Annotated in this window: 12 protein-coding genes and 1 riboswitch; all 12 genes read right to left on the reverse strand. The window is 46.9% G+C overall.

The genetic code is table 11. The annotated features are described in order from the left end of the window. Nucleotides 1–96: 96 nt before the first annotated feature. Nucleotides 97–1,557 (reverse strand): sulfatase-like hydrolase/transferase, encoded by a 1,461-nt coding sequence (locus L6I86_RS16975; protein WP_236288954.1) that lies wholly within the window; start codon nt 1,555–1,557, stop codon nt 97–99. Nucleotides 1,558–1,779: 222 nt separating this feature from the next. After that, a complete protein-coding gene (locus L6I86_RS16980) occupies nt 1,780–3,129 on the reverse strand; it encodes a TrkH family potassium uptake protein (protein WP_236288956.1) in 1,350 nt (449 codons plus the stop codon). A gap of 29 nt (nt 3,130–3,158) precedes the next feature. After that, on the reverse strand, nt 3,159–3,959 hold the full coding sequence (locus L6I86_RS16985; RefSeq protein ID WP_236288958.1) for a sugar phosphate isomerase/epimerase family protein: 801 nt from the start codon (nt 3,957–3,959) through the stop codon (nt 3,159–3,161). Between the two features lie 158 nt (nt 3,960–4,117). Then, nucleotides 4,118–6,130, reverse strand: a complete 2,013-nt coding sequence (locus tag L6I86_RS16990) for an RICIN domain-containing protein (protein ID WP_236288960.1) — start codon at nt 6,128–6,130, stop codon at nt 4,118–4,120. 68 nt (nt 6,131–6,198) lie between these two features. After that, nucleotides 6,199–7,767: a glycoside hydrolase family 76 protein gene (locus L6I86_RS16995; protein ID WP_236288962.1), complete on the reverse strand. Its 1,569-nt coding sequence runs from the start codon at nt 7,765–7,767 to the stop codon at nt 6,199–6,201. A gap of 457 nt (nt 7,768–8,224) precedes the next feature. After that, the gene (locus tag L6I86_RS17000; RefSeq protein ID WP_236288963.1) at nt 8,225–9,325 is read right to left on the reverse strand and encodes a glycoside hydrolase family 76 protein; all 1,101 of its coding nucleotides are present in this window, start codon (nt 9,323–9,325) and stop codon (nt 8,225–8,227) included. 114 nt (nt 9,326–9,439) lie between these two features. Further along, complete coding sequence (locus L6I86_RS17005) at nt 9,440–10,306, reverse strand: carbohydrate ABC transporter permease (protein ID WP_236288965.1); 867 nt, start codon at nt 10,304–10,306, stop codon at nt 9,440–9,442. 11 nt (nt 10,307–10,317) lie between these two features. Then, the gene (locus L6I86_RS17010; protein ID WP_236288967.1) at nt 10,318–11,205 is read right to left on the reverse strand and encodes a carbohydrate ABC transporter permease; all 888 of its coding nucleotides are present in this window, start codon (nt 11,203–11,205) and stop codon (nt 10,318–10,320) included. Nucleotides 11,206–11,263: 58 nt separating this feature from the next. Then, nucleotides 11,264–12,598 carry an ABC transporter substrate-binding protein gene (locus tag L6I86_RS17015; RefSeq protein ID WP_236288969.1) on the reverse strand — a complete coding sequence of 445 codons (1,335 nt, stop codon included), beginning with the start codon at nt 12,596–12,598 and terminating at the stop codon, nt 11,264–11,266. Nucleotides 12,599–12,670: 72 nt separating this feature from the next. Beyond that, entirely contained in the window at nt 12,671–13,987 is a 1,317-nt protein-coding gene (locus L6I86_RS17020) for a glycoside hydrolase family 125 protein (protein WP_236288971.1), read from the reverse strand. A gap of 211 nt (nt 13,988–14,198) precedes the next feature. Continuing rightward, nucleotides 14,199–15,329, reverse strand: coding sequence for a GntR family transcriptional regulator (locus L6I86_RS17025; protein WP_236288973.1), 1,131 nt, complete (start codon nt 15,327–15,329; stop codon nt 14,199–14,201). 123 nt (nt 15,330–15,452) lie between these two features. Next, nucleotides 15,453–16,358, reverse strand: coding sequence for a DMT family transporter (locus tag L6I86_RS17030; protein WP_236289060.1), 906 nt, complete (start codon nt 16,356–16,358; stop codon nt 15,453–15,455). Between the two features lie 186 nt (nt 16,359–16,544). Beyond that, nucleotides 16,545–16,691, reverse strand: a riboswitch (FMN riboswitch). Nucleotides 16,692–16,719 lie beyond the last annotated feature (28 nt).

Here is a 16,719-nt window from a genome sequence, read left to right on the forward strand (position 1 = left end):
CTTATTATAACATTTTACAACTTATGGTATTCAAAAAATTTCCATTGAGACGTCTCCGACACCTCCTTCTGCTCCCCGTGTGGGCTGTTGACTTGGCTACCATTGACCGCCGTAACGCATTGGACCTCGCCAGGCGAATGGATTCGTCACTTTCAATTGCTCTTCAGTTAGATTGGGCTGAGTGTGGAAGGGCATCCTTGTTTCAACTGTATCGTTAGCGAGTAATTCAGGAAACCTCGTCGTTAACAACGTTCTCAACGTCTCCAGCATATCGCAACTCCTAGTATTTGAATCCTGACTAAGATCATTGCTTTCTTCTGGATCCTGCACGAGGTCGAACAACTGCTCACTCCCCCCGCAGACATAATAGAGATATTTCCACTCGCCGTTCGTTACCATATACAAACCATCTAGATCATTCATATAGCCATAAATCCATGGGCGCTCTTCGGATAATGAGGTCAAATTCAGTAAGCTGCGTCCGTCTCTTTTCTGATCATCCTCCTGCAGGCATCCAGCATAGTCAAGCACAGTCGGGTAAATATCAGCCAATATGATAGGTGTTGCGCTGACAGTCGAGGCGGTTAGGGCTCCCTGCCAATCTTTCGGCGGCTTCAAAAGGAAGGGAACTTTGGTTGAAGGTTCGTAGAAGCAGGTTTTGTGAAATAACCCGTGGTCCCCCAGCATCTCTCCATGGTCTGAAGTAAAGATAACAACTGTGTTATCCCACAGCTGCTTGCTTTTTAATTCACCAAATAATCGTCCTAGCTCATAATCAATATGAGTCAGTTGCGCGTAATAATGCTTCCTTGCCATACTTACGATGTGTGGAGGTAAAACATCTAATTTATGACTCTTCTTCCTGGTGCGAACCCATTCAGGAACCTCCTCCGATGTATTCCAAGCTGCAGCTACCGGCGACGAAATGTTCACACCGTCATAGAGTCTGACAAAGGATTCTGGCGGGTCATAGGGTGGATGCGGCGCTTCGAAGCTGGTCCATAGGAAGAAAGGCATCTCTGAATCACGCTGACGCAAAAAGTCGATCGACTCATTCACTGTCCAATGTGTAGCTGAATATGGAATGGGAACTGAATTATAAACGGGATATACTTCGTTTCCACCCATACCATGACCACGATATAATCCTCGATATTCCGTGGTTTCAAGGTAGTTCACATAATCTTCTGGAACGAGTCTCATCCGTTCAAAGCCATTTCGATTCCTTGGTGGGATGAACTGCATCTTGCCAGCAGCATGCGTTTGATAGCCAGCAGTGCTCAACCTGCCAGGCAAGGTCATTTTCGAATCCTCAGGAATACGAAACTCCCCATTCTTGGCTACACCATGATGATAGGCAGCTTGGCCAGTCATCATCGACGTCCTGGATGGGATGCAAAGCGGACAATCGGAATACGCGTTTGTGAAACGGATCCCTTCACACGCTAGTTGATCCAAGTGTGGTGTCATAACGGGATGCATGGAATCAGCAATCCCAAGGCAATCGAATCGTTGTTGGTCTGTCGTGACGAATAGAATGTTCGGGCGTCGGCTCAAAAGTAAATCCCCCTTCTCGGATAAAACGCTTACACTAAGTATAGGGGAAAGCGCCTATCCTTCCTATGCGCTAATCTACAGAAAAGGTTTGAAATATCCAGTATTTCCTGCGACAGACTGAAAAAGTAATGTTTTAAAGATAAGCCTTATTCAAAATGAAAAACCGAGGAAGATCGATGATCCTTCTCGGTTAATATGTGTTGAGTTGAGTTGCCTAGCTGCTCACCCAATGATTAGCTTTTCTTCTGGAAAGCGGATGAGAGGTTTCTTCTTACCATTGGTAAATAAGGAATAGAATAGAAACAATCCGATCCTTCCGATAAACATGAGCACGATGAGCGAGATTTTGCTAAAGGTGCCCAGATCTGCGGTAATTCCTGTGGATAAACCGCACGTGCCGAATGCAGACGCCACCTCGAATAGGATCGCAGACACTCCCCAACGGTTCGGTTCAGCTATCAGCAGAATGAAGATCCCTCCGAGAAGCAGTGCTATACCCGTTAGGAAAAACACAAAGCTTTTAAGTGAGTCCTCTTGGCTTATCATCCGACCGAATACCTTCGGTTCTTTCTCCCCTCGCGCATACGCAATAAGGGCCAGTACAATAACGGCTACGGTCGTTGTTCGAACACCGCCCCCCATGCTGGAAGGGCTTGCCCCAATAAACATTAGAATAGAAACAAGCAACAAGCTTGCCTCTGTAATGGTAGACATATCAATGGTTGTAAGTCCAGCGCTGCGCGATGTGACGGATGTGAAGAGTGCGGTAAGTATTTTCCCATGCCAGCTCATCCCTGCCAACGCATGCGTTCGCTCCATCAACCAGAAGCCAATCGTCCCAAACAATAGCAGTACCGAGGTCGTAACGAGTGTCAGCTTGGTAAAAAGCGAGAAACGGAAATTCTTATGCCCACCCCAAAAATATTCTCGCAACTCAGCCAGTACTGGAAACCCAATCCCGCCTAATACAATCAAGAACATCGTAAGCGCTTGAACGAAATAATCACTCGAATAATTAAGCAAAGAATTACCGAACAGATCAAATCCAGCATTCGTAAACGCCGAAATGGTATGAAACATCCCATAGTACAATGCACTCCAAATCGACCCGTACTCTCCTGTAAAATAGAAATACAAGCCAAATGCCAATGTACTAATCGCCTCTAGAATCAGCGTAAAGCCCAGCACTAGCTTCATTAACTGAACCAATCCAGATAAATTATTACGATTCTGGTCAATCATAATCATCTTCCGCTGCAGTAAGCCGATTTCCTGCCCAAACAATAGCCAATAGAAGCTCCCCAACGTCATGACGCCGATCCCACCGAATTGAAAAGCGACGATAAGTACGCCAACGCCGAAACTACTGAGTGTTTCATTGATACCAACCGTTGTCAGCCCCGTAACACTGACAGCACTAGCGGATGTAAAGAGGGCGTCCACAAAGGAGATTGTGGCGCCCGCTTTTAAACTGATAGGTAATTTAAGAAGGATGGCGATAAGAAATATGCCAATCAGATAAGCGATAACAATAAGTCTGGACGCAGGCATTTTCTGTAGTTTATTAAGCATGATTATACCTTCAACTGAGAGTAATAGGATTAGATACTCTTATAGTGTCCTTTGAAATGTTTTCCCATCCAAAGGCAAACGTCCCATAAATCTGCAACAGGTTGGTTGGTGAACGGCAAGGTGTGCAAATACCCTGGAGGCCCAAACTCTGGCGTAAAAGTGACTGTCGTTAGCCCTGCATCCTGCTTCGCTTGTACGATGCTATCCCACCAGCTCATGTGCCTCTGCAATTCGTGTACGTATTCCGGTGCTCTTGGATCAGGTACTTGAGGACCTTGTGCATAGCCTACTCGGCCATGAATATGCTGGACACGGGAGAATGATTTGCGCAAATTCTCCTCTTGATTCTCTAAGGTGGTCTCGGTTACACAGCACCAGTGGCTGTAATCAGCTGTTAGATTGATCTCAGGCACGGCATCTAACAGTCTGCCCGTTTCCCATGGATTATACAAGGCTCTGCCGCGGTGAGTCTCATGGCCAATGGCAATCCCATATTCTTTCTCAATATCAGCCGCTTTACGAAAGAATTCGACTTGCTCTTCAAATGGCATCGAATCTTTGGCGCTATGTGAAGTAATGCTAATAGGTTGAAAGGTTACAGCACGTGCCACTTGCTCGGCAAAAGAAGTTACATGATCAGGACCCTGGGTAAATACCATCGCAATATAGTCCAATTGATGCTTCTCCAGTAGCTTCCGGAATTGTTCTTCTTCCGCAAGTGTCGGCATCGGTGCCTCAATTCCCACATAACCCGCTGCTGCAATTCGTTCAAATTGGGATTCTAGCGAGCCTTCCATGCCCCACAATGCTTTAAATAATTTGATTTCCATCCTTCATAGCCCTCCTCATCACAATCAATGAGTCAAGCTTAAATCATCTTACATTATTTTACTAGTGCAAATTTTTAACCTAATCCTATGCTAGAAACTCGAAAAAAAAGATACCCAAGGATATCCTTCATCCCTGGGCTTCCTATGGTCTATTTCATTTACTGTGCCTTCATGTTATCCAGATTCAAATAATTATTGCTCCCTTTCGCAGCATCGAAAATCAGAGAAATCGTGTTGCCGCCGCTATTTAAGGCGACGCTCGAGACCGTAACGGAATTATACGAACTCCAGCTTCCCGTACCGGCAAATGATACATTGTTAACGACGCCTACGCCGTTCACATAGAGATATCGTCCTGCTGTTCCTGCCCCGGCAGCATACCGGAAGGTCAAATTGTAATTGCCAGCTGCACTCGCAACAACGTTAAAGTCTACCCATTGTCCGCTGGCATTCCAGCCTGCGACATAGCCATTTCCAGTGAATCCGCCATTGGTAGATTCCGTAGAGAGGGAATGAAGAGAAGCTGACTCTGCTTCATAGGTGATATCCGTTTCGATAAGCTGGAAGGCCATGTTATCTGCTACTGCATAGGGCCACTGAATAAATGTACCGCCGCTAATCAACGAGTTATTCGCGACATTGAGCGATTTACCGGAGAGTCTGTTGGTTATTTTATAATAGCCTTGAGTAAGCCCTTGGATTAGCCATTGATCATTGCCAGTTGTACCATAATCCCATTGAAAAACCTTCGCACCATCGCTTAAAGATGCATTTTCGACAGCTAGCGCTTTTCCACTTTTTACATTAATAATTTTATAGTAACCGCTATCTGTAGCAGTAATAACCCACTTGTCATTCTGCGCAATACCTTTATCCCATTGAAGAATGTTCGCTCCGTTCGAAGTCGAGGCTCCGTCAACAGCTAGCGACAAGCCATTTGATTTCGGGGATAATCGGAATGTTTTTCCCGAAACAATCGCCCCTGTTGCTGCCTCCGAACCTGTGAGCTTTAACATAACAGATCCGTGTGAGGGCACAGTTGTCGTATAACTTGTTGTAAAAGAGCCCACATTCGCTTTAGCCCACAAATCTCTAACTGCTACCGTGGAGCTCAATCCAAGGCTTGCAAAATTCACCGTCATATTCGATGACGCATTCGTACGATTTAACAAGACTATGGCTCTGGTCCCCGAAGTCTGCAATACCTTTGAATAAACCTGAAGCCCGCCAACATCACTTACCAATACGCCCTGTTTGCCCAACGCATCTTGATCCACGGCAATCACTTCGGCATTCATCAAAGTATCTTTCGTTGCTTGATTCATGGAGGCTAAGTTATTGCCAGCAATGAGCGGTGATGCCATGATCGCCCACATGGACATATGCGAACGGTATTCAGTATCTGTCATCCCTGCTCCAAACACAGCGCCTGTTCCGTAGTTGCCCACCATCAGCATATCTGCATCGTTCCAGCCTAAGGTAGGGCCAGCGAAGTTAGCAAGAGGAGCGTTCTGGTCAATAATCCATGTGACTCTATCCCAGAAATCGAAAATATCATCCGTCGTTCGCCAGATGTTTCCTGTTGCAGGACCCCATATCCAGGGCTTATTCACTCCCCAGTTACAAATGCTGAATAACATTGGCCTTCCAGAATTAGCTATGGCATCTCGGATAATGCTATACCGCGTTTGTGGATCCAAGGTGCCGTGATCACACCAATCTACCTTGGTATAGTCAACACCCCATGCGGCGAATGTAGCAGCATCTTGAACCTCATGACCAAACATGCCAGGCCTTCCAGCACACGTCGTGTACCCAGCATCCGTGTAGAGCCCAAATTTTAAGCCTTTGCTATGAACATAACTGGCGAGTGCTGCAATGCCACTTGGAAATTTGGCCGGGTCTGCGATGATCGTGCCATTAGCAGCTCTGCTTGTTTGCCAACAATCATCGATCACAATGTAGGTATAGCCCGCTGCTTTCATGCCGCTACTGACTGCAGCATCCGCTGCTTGCTTTATTTTATCTTCATCCACATTACATCCATAGATGTTCCAGCTATTCCAACCCATTGGAGGAGTCACCGCAAGACCGTTGTTTAAAGCTGCAGCTTTCTGCGGAAACAAATAGCCTGACATGATCAATGGCAATGTAATAAAAAATACCAGCATTACCTGTCGTACAACATGTATTTGATTTCCCGCTTCTTTTATCATAACTTCCTCCATTTTCAAGATTTTTATAAGCCAGACAATTGGTCTATATTCAAATAGTTCGTATTACCTTTCGAACTAGCAAATCCAAGTCTGATCGTGTTAGACCCCGCTGCTAAAGAAACCGTTAAGGAGACGGTGTTCCAGGTACTCCAGTTCGAGGTTCCATTGAAGGTGAGATTCGCAGCCACATCAACACCATTCACATTCACATAACGGCTCGCATTTCCAGCCGCTGCCGCGTATCGGAATGTAATGGTTTTGGTACCGGCCGTATTCTGATTCACATAGAAATCGATGGTCGTGCCGTTCGTATTCCAACCTGCCACATAGCCCCGGCCATTAAAGCCAGTCTGTGTGCTTTCATTGATCATGCCGCTGCCGCTTACTAAGGTACGCCTTGCATTCTCGGCTTCATACACCCCGTTGCCAGCAATGTTTCCTGTGTAATTATCTGCGGGCGCAAGTTGTAGAATGGAAGCTCCTGCTGCGGCTGCTAAGCTTTGAACGTAGGAAGAGCCCGTTGGCGCTGTCCAATCACTGCCGATGATCCCATCGGATGTGCGTCTGTGGTTCCACGCTTGTGTGGCATTTTGCTGCAGAAAGTTGAGATATTGAGACTGACTCGCCTGTACGCGAAGCTGGTTCAGGTTGCGTGCAAAAACCATTTTGAAACCAGGGGCGTCATTTTCCCCCTCATATAATAGTGTGGTAGCCGAGGTCATTTTGTTGATGACATAATTAGCAGCATTATTCGCATCCGTCAAATAACTAGCTGTACCCGTAGCCATGTATAACGCTGTAGCTGCACCTAGATAAGTGCCGTAATTGTACGTAAAGTCCCAATCCTTCACGATCCCAGCTCCTGTACCTTCCATGTGATCATTTACCTTACTTCCATTGACTAGTTTCGTTTGAATCCAACTGTAGATTTGCTGCGCTTTCGTTAAGTAACTGGCGTTATTGTAAGCATTTTTTAACTTAATGGCGGTCATGACCATAGGCGCGTTGGTAGCCATATTTTTCTGAGCATTGGTGCTGGTTGCCGGATTCTGCGCATCCGATCTCCACCAAATTCCGCCGCCATAATAAGAGGTATCCCAGCTGGCATAGACGTGATCGAAGAGAAAGGAGCCGCGGTTCAAATATTCTTGTGTTCCCGTAATCTCATAGGCACGCAGACAGGCAAGCGCCCACCAGCCGAGGTCATCATTAAACTGGTTCGCTACCATGTTCGTGTATTTCGCATTGAAGCCCGTGTAAATATCATCGATCATCGTACGATATGTGCTGATTCCTGTACGTTGATAAGCATCCATCACCGTTTCCCACAGCTGAGCCTCCCACCAGAAATCCGTGTAGAGTCCACCGTTCGGACCATAAGCATGGGCAGCTTGAATCTGATGATCGCTGTTCGTGTAGAAGTATTTAGCCGATGCATCATAAAACGTGGTTACGAAAGACGTCATCGCTGTATCCGCATTGGCTGTCGTGAAAGCAGAAGCGCGATTGGCGCCTCCCCAAACCGTAAGAAATAGGACCATGACCAAACACATGCTTACCCATTTGGCTGCTGTTCTTTGTACTAGACTCATGTCCAACAACTCCTTTTTATTAAAAGATGAGTGCAAAGGTCGATCAAACTCGCGCGAATGAATGCGCTTACAAATATATCAAATTCACCTCCTCTCGAATGAATTTCCTCCATCCTGCGTATCTGTAGCTCCTTTCTTGCAATTGCCTAGGTCCACTGATATTCTAACGGACATCACGACCGTTATTTCTAGCAAATTTGCTCGTTTCAGAATTTAACGGACATGATGGACGTTATTATGGTAATAATCCCCCACTTGTTGATGGATTCCATGAAATAACGTCATCTGTGTCCGTTAGATTGTCAAAACCTCATATTTTAGGCAAATAGCGGCTCTCATGTCCGTTAGCTAGTATTGAGGAAGGGGGCGTGGGTCTGCGGTTTGCGGTTTGCGGTTTGCGGTTTGCGGTCAGTTCCCGGCACGCAGCACTCAGCTCTCAGCTCTCAGCACTCAGCGTTCAACGCTCTTTCAGCAAGCCCTTCTTCTCCAAAACAGCCATTCTTTCCAACAGCATGACGCCGCTTAAATTAACGCTTAAATCCTCCGCTGGTTCCGGAGAAGTGGCCCACGACTTACTGAACATCTGGCGCTGCTCATCTCTCCCGTAAGACCAGAGGCTATTCGCATTGGTTACTAATAGGTCCAACGACTCTTTCTGGCTCGGATCCACTAGCACGAATTCAGCCAAATAGCGGACAAATATACCCTTGAACAGGCCGCCATCGCCATTGCTTTCACTAGGCAGCATACCCGTGATCGGAGAGGTCAATCTAGCTTTGGATGCTTGAGCGGTTCGCGATGCGTCCGCCAGATAGCTCCTGTCTCCCGTTGCTCGGAATAGCTCAACGCCCGCTCCAATGTAAACACCTTGGCAGTAAGAGAACTCCCAGCTCTTATCTATCTTGCCGTCACCCTCACGGTTTTTCCCGTCCCAGACAAAGCCTGATTCGGGATCCACGAGGTTCGCCTTCTGCCAGTCGTAGATCTTCTTGGCCCATGCCAAGTCCTCCGCATCGCCAAACTGCTGATACAATCTCGCTGCTAGAATGGCTGCTGGGGCATTCGCCGGTGTATTCTTATAATCCATCTGCGGTTTACGCCAAGCAATACCTCCGCCTTGCTCCTCATTCCATCCTGTCTTAATATCTTCCCATAGCAGCAGTGCCGCTTGTTTATACTTGTCTTCGCTTGTCGCCTCATAAGCTCGAAGCCATGCTATTGCTAACCATTCCATATCATCATAGAAATCATTCGGCCAAGCACCGCCATTGCGATCTAACATACCTTGGTACATATTGGCCAAATTGCCTTTAACCTCGCTATCTCCCGTTCTTATATAAGCATCGACCAACGCATCTACGCCATGGGCTTGCCACCAATAGTGAAACTTCTCATTGCACAAATCATTGCACGGCGATAAATTATCGAATAAGTTCCGCTTGCTGTTCCAATATTGCTTCATCAATCCTGATTGCGCTAATGCTGCTCGCTTCTCCCAGGTTTCAGTCTTAGCTTCTTCATTCACCTGTCCATCCGTCACGATATGCTCATTCCCCATGTTCATCACTCCCCAGATTGCCACTATGATTAACCCAATTCCGAAAGCCGCTAGGACTATTCGCATGTTCCATCGCTTGTTCAATTGCATTCACCTTCAAGTCTGACTTGCGTTTCATCCCTTGGTCCCTGTAAAAGCAATCCCCTGCACGAAATACTTCTGTAACAACAGGAAGAGGATTAGAATGGGAACCACTGCAATTAAAGCACCTGCCATCAAAGGTCCGAAATCAACCTGCTTGTTATACGTAAATGCAGCTAAGCCTAACTGAATTGTTTTCTTAGCGGGATCGTTCAGCATAATAAGCGGACCTAGGAAGCTATTCCAGCCTGCCTGGAAAGTGAAAATGCCTAATGTGGCTAAAGCCGGCTTCGCCAGCGGCATATAAATGTTCCAATAAATGCGCAGCTCACCGCTCCCCTCGATGCGTGACACCTCTTGCAGATCACTCGGTAAGGATACGAAGAACTGCCGCATGAAGAAGACAGCGAATGACCCCGAAGCTCCTGGCAAAATAACCGCCCAGAACGTATTCAACAGGCCATTCCCGCCTCCACCAAGCCAATCATTCCCTCCCACGAAGGGGATATGCTTGAGCACAAAAAATTGCGGGATCAAGGTTACTACTCCAGGAATCATCATGGCGGCGAGCAATATTTTAAACATCGTGTCACGGCCTCTGAATCGAAGCTTAGCGAAAGCATACCCGCTTAAAGAACCTAACAATAGATTGAACAGGACGCCCATAAAGGCTAAGTAAAACGAATTCTTGAAATACAGTCCAAACGGGACTAGGTCGAAAGCTTTCGTGTAATGCGAAATCGTCAAGCTGGAAGGAATCCACCTAATCGGAAGCATGAAGATCTCTTCATCGGGCCTAACTGAAGTAATTAAACTCCAAACAAAAGGGATCACCATGACTAGGCAGACTGCGATGGAAATGAGGTACAGAATCGTCGTATACAAATACTTTGGTTTCATAATCCATCCTCCTAGATCATGGCGTCTTCTTCTTTGTTAAGCTTCATATTCATGAGCGAGAATATTAAGATCAGAAGCGATAAGGCGAAGGCCATAGCGTCTGCGTATCCCATTTGTAACTGCCCAAAGCCTTGCTGATAAATATAGTACACGGTCGTCTTGGTCGAGTTCGCAGGACCGCCCTTGGTCAAGACATAGGCTTGATCGAAGAGTTGAAGTGCGCCAATAATCGCCATAGTACTGACAAAAAAAGTCGTCGGCCTTAGAACGGGCCAAGTAATGTAGCGGAACGATTGCCAAGCATTCGCGCCGTCCAGCTTTGCCGATTCGTACAGATGCTCGGGAACACCGTTCAATCCGGCCAAATAGATGATCATGTTCGCACCAACGGATTGCCATAAGGTCACGAATACGATGGAGATCATCGCATAGGGCATTTCCCCCAGCCACGAGGGTCCCGTAATGCCAATTTTGCTCAGCAGCTCATTCACGAGACCAAATTCAGGATTCAGCAGCCAAATCCAGACCGTTGCAGCTGCAACGCCTGATGTTAACGTCGGTAGATAACCTGCTGTGCGGAATAATTTCACTCCGATCCGTTTACGCATAAACAGCACAGCCATGGACAACGAAATTGCGATATTCAAGGGAATATACAGCACCGAATAGAATAAGACATTTTTCAATGTCGTCCAAAATGTCGGATCATCCACGAGTCGCTTATAGTTGGCCAAGCCTACAAAATCATTTTTGCTTACGATGTCATAATTCGTGAAGCTTAGGTACAGCGCCATAATCACGGGAATTACCGTAAATATGACAAACAGGAATATTGTCGGCGTAATGAAGAAGTATCCCATTCTAGCTTGATGTCGGCTAAGCTTGCTGACGGATGCCATAGATTCCCTCCTTACAAGAAAGGGGAAGATCAGGTTTACCTTCCCCGTGTGCCTCTATTTACTTGCCTGCCGCGTTCTGATCTAGCAGCTTATCTCCTTGCTCTTGCCCCTTCTTCAGGGTCGTTGCCGCATCTTGCTTGCCCTGAACGAATAGATCCAGGTTCGGCATCAATCCATCCACTTCCATGACGGAGTAACCAGGGTGCTGCGGACGAATCTTCGCGAATTCCAGCGTATCCATGAATGGCTTCCAGTTCGGGTCATCCTTGAAGAATGGATCCTGCATCGCTGGCTTGAAGCCAGGCAGGTTCATACTGGTTTTAGCCCATAAGAGCGCATTGTCTTTATTCGCTAACCACCATTTCTCGAATTCCCATGCCTCTTCTTTGTGTTTAGAGCCCGCAGGAATCACGAGACCGAAGCCGCCCATGACGCTTCCTTTACCGCCGCCAGGTCCTGCTGGTGGAGGCACAACGCCGAAATCAAGCTCTTTGCCATATTTTTTATACGTAGACAACATCCAAGGACCTGTATAGGTCATCGCTACTTTACCTGTGACGAAGGCATCGGTGCCTTCACCTAACCCTTTTTCAAAACCAACTTTATATACCTTATCTTTGTTGATCAGTTTATCCCAGAAATCCAGCACCTGCTTACCTTGGTCGTTATTGAAGTTTGTTTTCTTCATATCACTAGTTATCATGGAGCCGCCTGCTTGCTGCAGCCACATATTGAACAGGCCATTATCATTCATCGACATCCCGGAGCGAACCAGTTTATCGCCTTCCCATACGGTCAACTGCTTAGCCGCATTCTCCAGCTCTTCCCACGTTTTTGGCGGTTGAAGTCCTTTCTCAGCGAATAATTTCTTATTATAAAAGAGTGCTCTAGCATCCACCGTTAAAGGAAGACCGTACAGTTTATCACCGGCAGATAGTTCTTTGAGCGCTTCATCGTAATAATCGGTACGCTTAATGTTGTCTCTCTTCATATATTCGTCGATGGGGTGAAGGACATTCTTGGAAGCATATAGAGATGTCCGCCATCTATCCCAGAACATCACATCCGGAGAGCCGCCTGAGGTCGCAGCAGTCAGAAACTTCGTAATCATGTCTTCCTGCAGCACGTATTTCACTTTAATTTTGTCCTGCGATTTATTGAAAGCATCTGCCATCATGACGAACTGCTTTTCTCCTTCTCCACCCCAGTCACCCCAGAAGGTAATTTCTACTGGCGCTTTGGCCGCTGGTGCGGTTGATGCCGTAGCTGCGGGAGCCGTTGTCCCCTCGGGCTTCGTACTTGCTGTCGTTTGATTCGTGTCGGTTTTGGACGTACAAGCTGCTAAGCTAAGCGTTAGTGTCACAGCGGTAATCACAGTCATCCATTTTTTCATTATTCTTCCTCCCTTTTATATGAAACAAGCTACTTTTCACTGCCTATGTTAAAAGGGTTACCCCCACATAACCTAGCATGATGACCGAACTATTCTCATAATCGAAAGACCGCATACATCCAATACCAGCTCACTAAACATCGCGTTTGCCCAGGAGAACCAAGGTCGCGTAAACTTCGCAGGATCGTCCACATGAAAGCCTTCATGCATCAAACCTGTTCCAGCATCTGTAGCAGCCAGTAGATCTAATAGTCGAAGCTTTTCTTCTTGGCTGGAAGCCGTGAGTCCCTGAATAGCAAGTGAAATGGGCCAAATGTAACGCTCTGGTGTGTGCGGACTGCCAATGCCTTGCGCAACTTCCCCTTGATAAAAGTAAGGATTCTCTTCACTTAGAATGAAGCTCCGCGTGCGCTGATACATCGGATCCGACATTTCTGTGTAGCCTAAGTACGGGATGGAGAGCAAGCTGGGAACATTGGCATCATCCATCAAATGATAGCCTCCAAGGCCGTCAGTCTCGTAAGCATACATGACACCTAGCGTAGGATGCGGGATGGTTCCGTATGCCTCGATCCCATCTCTAATTTCAGCGGCTAATTGAAGGGCTTCGTCACTTACAGCACAGTCCATCCAAACCTTATCCGCGATCTCCCCAAGGTAACCAAGCACCACGACGGCGAACATGTTAGCTGGCACCAAATAGCCATATGTACAAGCGTCGTCACTAGGGCGAAATCCAGACCACGTCATGCCGGTATAGCCAACTGCGCTGCCGAGTCCTTCTCTTGTTAAGGTATCTGTAGGTGGACAGTTCAACCGTTGGAAGCGATAAGGGGAATGGGTTTCATGGGATTGCTCTACTCGCCAAAGCTGAAGGATAGAAAGAACGGCTGCTCGAAATTCATCCGTAAAATGGGAGGTGCGGCCGGTTACCTTCCATAAGAAGTAACTGAGCTGAATGGGGTAGCAGAGAGAATCAATTTCATATTTACGTTCCCAAATCCATGGGCTCATGGCTGTGATGTCCTGCTGATGGCCTGCGCCATGGGGTTCTTTATTGAAGGCATTCGCGTACGGATCAAGCCCAATATACTGAACTTGCCTTCTCACGACACCTTCTATCATATCGGCGATGAGGGGATCTTCCCCCGCTAGCAGCAGATACGTCCGAACTTGAGCAGAAGAATCGCGCAGCCACATGGCTGGTATATCACCTGTTATAACGAACGTTGAACCATCTTCCAGCTGCCCAATCGTGGTTTGAAATGTATTCGCGAAGCATTCGCCAAACATGGCAGCCAGCTTCGGCCGCTCTAGATGATGCAGCTCTTTACTTACATGATCAATGAGATTGCACATAGATGTCGGCAGCATAGCAGATTTCCTCATCGGGTGAATCATCTCCCTTAACTTGGAAATAAAACGCTTACATTTATGATTATAGGCGATCACATAAAGTTATGTCAATATGCATTTATTATATTATTTACATATCATTTAATTAGATTAATATACTAACTTCAAAAAGAAAGAGATTGCTAGTTTAGCAATCTCTGGTGTAGGCCTTACTATTTGGCTATAGGTGGTTCCGATATTTCAGTCATCTAGCTGGACCTGTAGACTCTCCGATGATTAGCTTGGCGTCCAAAGTCGTTCTATTCGACACTTTCTCACCGCGCTTGAGCTTCAGCACGTTCTCGACAGCCAGCTTGCCGATTTCATCCTCATTCTGAATCATGTGCGTAAACCGATAGCCGCTGCCCAGCGTAGTTGGTGGACTATCGAAACATAGGATAGAAATGTCCCCTGGTATCTGAAGTTCCATCTGCTCCACAGCTGCCTTGGCTAGTAAGGCTATATTATATTCCATCGCGAATAAAGCTGTAATATGCGGATTGCTCCGCAAATGCGTCTTGATCAACTCGATATCTTGATTAATGTTGGGTTGATGGAACGAATTCGGAAGCGTAGACGTAATTTCGTCCAACCACAGGGATCGGTCCACGAGAACCCCGCGTTCCGCGTGGGCGCGTACGAAGCCCTCAATCCGATCTTCGATCGCCGTTGTATCCATAGGCGGCGGCGTGAGTAAGCAGATTTGCTTATGGCCCAAATCAAGCAAGTAATCCGTACCTGTGCGTGCAGCACTGATGTTATCTGTACTGATCGAAGCTGCCGCTACCCCCTTGAGGTGGCGGTCCACCAACACTAAAGGGAACTGCTGAATGACTAACTTCAGGATTTCCGCATTGTAGAACTCCCCTTGCGCAGGAAATACAATGATGCCATCCACGCCTAATTCGAGAAACGAACGAATCGCTTTCTCTTCATTCTCAGGTAAGCCGAAAGAACGGCGCAGCACAAGGAAACTGTCGTTGTCGGCCGAGGCACGCTCCATGCCGTAAATCATTTCCGTCCCAAACGTATTGCCGAAATCCGTGATGACAAGACCGATCAAGTTATGTTTGGCCCGATCCTCGGAAGACAACGCTTCCGCTGATGGCTCGCTTTCATCCGCGACAAAAGAGCCCTTCCCCGGCTTACGGACGATCAGTCCAACTTCCGCCAGCATCTCCAGCGCTTTCTTACTTGTGATCCGGCTCACGTTATAGTCATCGGCCAATTCCTTCTCGGAAGGAACGCGGTCTCCAATGTTATATTTGCGTTGTAGAATCTCTTCCCGCAGCGTTTCATAAATTCGCTCATAAATGGGTCTTGAATCTGTCGACATTGCTCCCCACTCCCTACTCCCAACCAAATGTTATATCATATGTTGATATTAATATATCATGTTATACATTTTTTGAAAAGATGGGAGTTGGGAGGGGGTTACTAGAAGTTCGTTCCTTAGCCTCTATTGCCCCCTCTGGTTGCTCTGCCGACTCATAAACCATAGTGTCAACCAGATAAGTATAAACCCAAGCAACTGACCTATCGTCAGCTTTTGACCAAATACAAGCCAGTTCATACAGACCCCCACTGCAGGGAAGGCAAGTTCAGCTAGCGTCGCAAAGAACGCTTTGGTGGAGGACAAACCTTTATAATATAGAAGCATGCTAAGCAGGCCAGGGAAAAAGGCTTGGAACAGCAAATTTACCGCGATAATCGTCAATTCACCGCTCGAACCGTTCAGCCCCCATTGGTCACCACTTGCTAACAGAACAATCGATAGAAGTGGAAGTGCCAGCAAGAAGCGAAGTGAAGTCACGACAGGGAAATCCAACTTTTTCTGAAGCAGAAATTTCCCCATCACCGTTGAACCTCCCCACAATACAGCTGCCAATATGGAGAATAAGCAACTTATTGTACCTAAATCCTTCAAGCCCATGCCAGGCAAGTCGAGGCCGAACGTAAGCAGATAGGTCCCTAACAGTGCCACCCCGATATAGGCAAAAAACTTCGACGGCAATGTCTCTTTGAGCAGCACACGAGCTAAGATGATTGCGAATAAGGGCTGTAATTTCTGCAGAAGCAAGATCGCATTGGCGCTGCCATGAGAGAAAGCCGCGGTGAATAGAATGGTGGCAATCGCCGATCCACCCCAAGAAATGAACAACAGCGCGCCAATAACAGCAAGAGTGAGTTTACCTGTTAACGTACGGCGATATTTCATTAATACGGGCACAGCGTAAATAGCCAATAGAACATGTTCGATGAACACGATTTGCGCCGAGGTAAAACTTTTCAATAATAAGATGCGAAACAGTGGGTCCAGTCCCCACAGGGTTGCGCCAAGTGCAACATACCAGATCCCGCTCATACCACTCGTACGTATGGGGTGAGAAGTTGCACCTTTACTACCAAACTTAAATACATTTTCCAATTCAAAAACCTCCTATAGAACGTTTTGAATTGAACCTTCTCGAAGAACAATACCCCCGCTCATGTTGATGGCGGGGGCATTGACAAACAGACCTGTTAAATAATGAAATTTAACAAGTTTGTTCTTCACCTTCTCTCATCCGGACTATACCGTCGGCCTTGGAATCACACCAAGTCAGTCCCAACCATTGCTGGCTGGGAGTCGCGGGCTTAGATACACACGGGTATCCTCACCGCCGGTAGGGAATTGCACCCTGCCCCGAAGGTTCATATTCGATTAAGTGTATACTATCAGGTTA

The organism is Paenibacillus allorhizoplanae (assembly GCF_927798215.1).
Lineage (GTDB): Bacteria > Bacillota > Bacilli > Paenibacillales > NBRC-103111 > Paenibacillus_E > Paenibacillus_E allorhizoplanae.

Bases quoted from the DNA above. Each gene is read 5' to 3' on its own strand.
- L6I86_RS17015 (WP_236288969.1), bottom strand. From the start codon at position 12,598: ATGAAAAAATGGATGACTGTGATTACCGCTGTGACACTAACGCTTAGC.
- L6I86_RS17000 (WP_236288963.1), bottom strand. From the start codon at position 9,325: ATGGGGAATGAGCATATCGTGACGGATGGACAGGTGAATGAAGAAGCT.
- L6I86_RS16995 (WP_236288962.1), bottom strand. From the start codon at position 7,767: ATGAGTCTAGTACAAAGAACAGCAGCCAAATGGGTAAGCATGTGTTTG.
- L6I86_RS17020 (WP_236288971.1), bottom strand. From the start codon at position 13,987: ATGAGGAAATCTGCTATGCTGCCGACATCTATGTGCAATCTCATTGAT.
- L6I86_RS17025 (WP_236288973.1), bottom strand. From the start codon at position 15,329: ATGTCGACAGATTCAAGACCCATTTATGAGCGAATTTATGAAACGCTG.
- L6I86_RS17010 (WP_236288967.1), bottom strand. From the start codon at position 11,205: ATGGCATCCGTCAGCAAGCTTAGCCGACATCAAGCTAGAATGGGATAC.
- L6I86_RS16985 (WP_236288958.1), bottom strand. From the start codon at position 3,959: ATGGAAATCAAATTATTTAAAGCATTGTGGGGCATGGAAGGCTCGCTA.
- L6I86_RS17005 (WP_236288965.1), bottom strand. From the start codon at position 10,306: ATGAAACCAAAGTATTTGTATACGACGATTCTGTACCTCATTTCCATC.
- L6I86_RS16980 (WP_236288956.1), bottom strand. From the start codon at position 3,129: ATGCTTAATAAACTACAGAAAATGCCTGCGTCCAGACTTATTGTTATC.
- L6I86_RS17030 (WP_236289060.1), bottom strand. From the start codon at position 16,358: ATGAGCGGGATCTGGTATGTTGCACTTGGCGCAACCCTGTGGGGACTG.
- L6I86_RS16990 (WP_236288960.1), bottom strand. From the start codon at position 6,130: ATGCTGGTATTTTTTATTACATTGCCATTGATCATGTCAGGCTATTTG.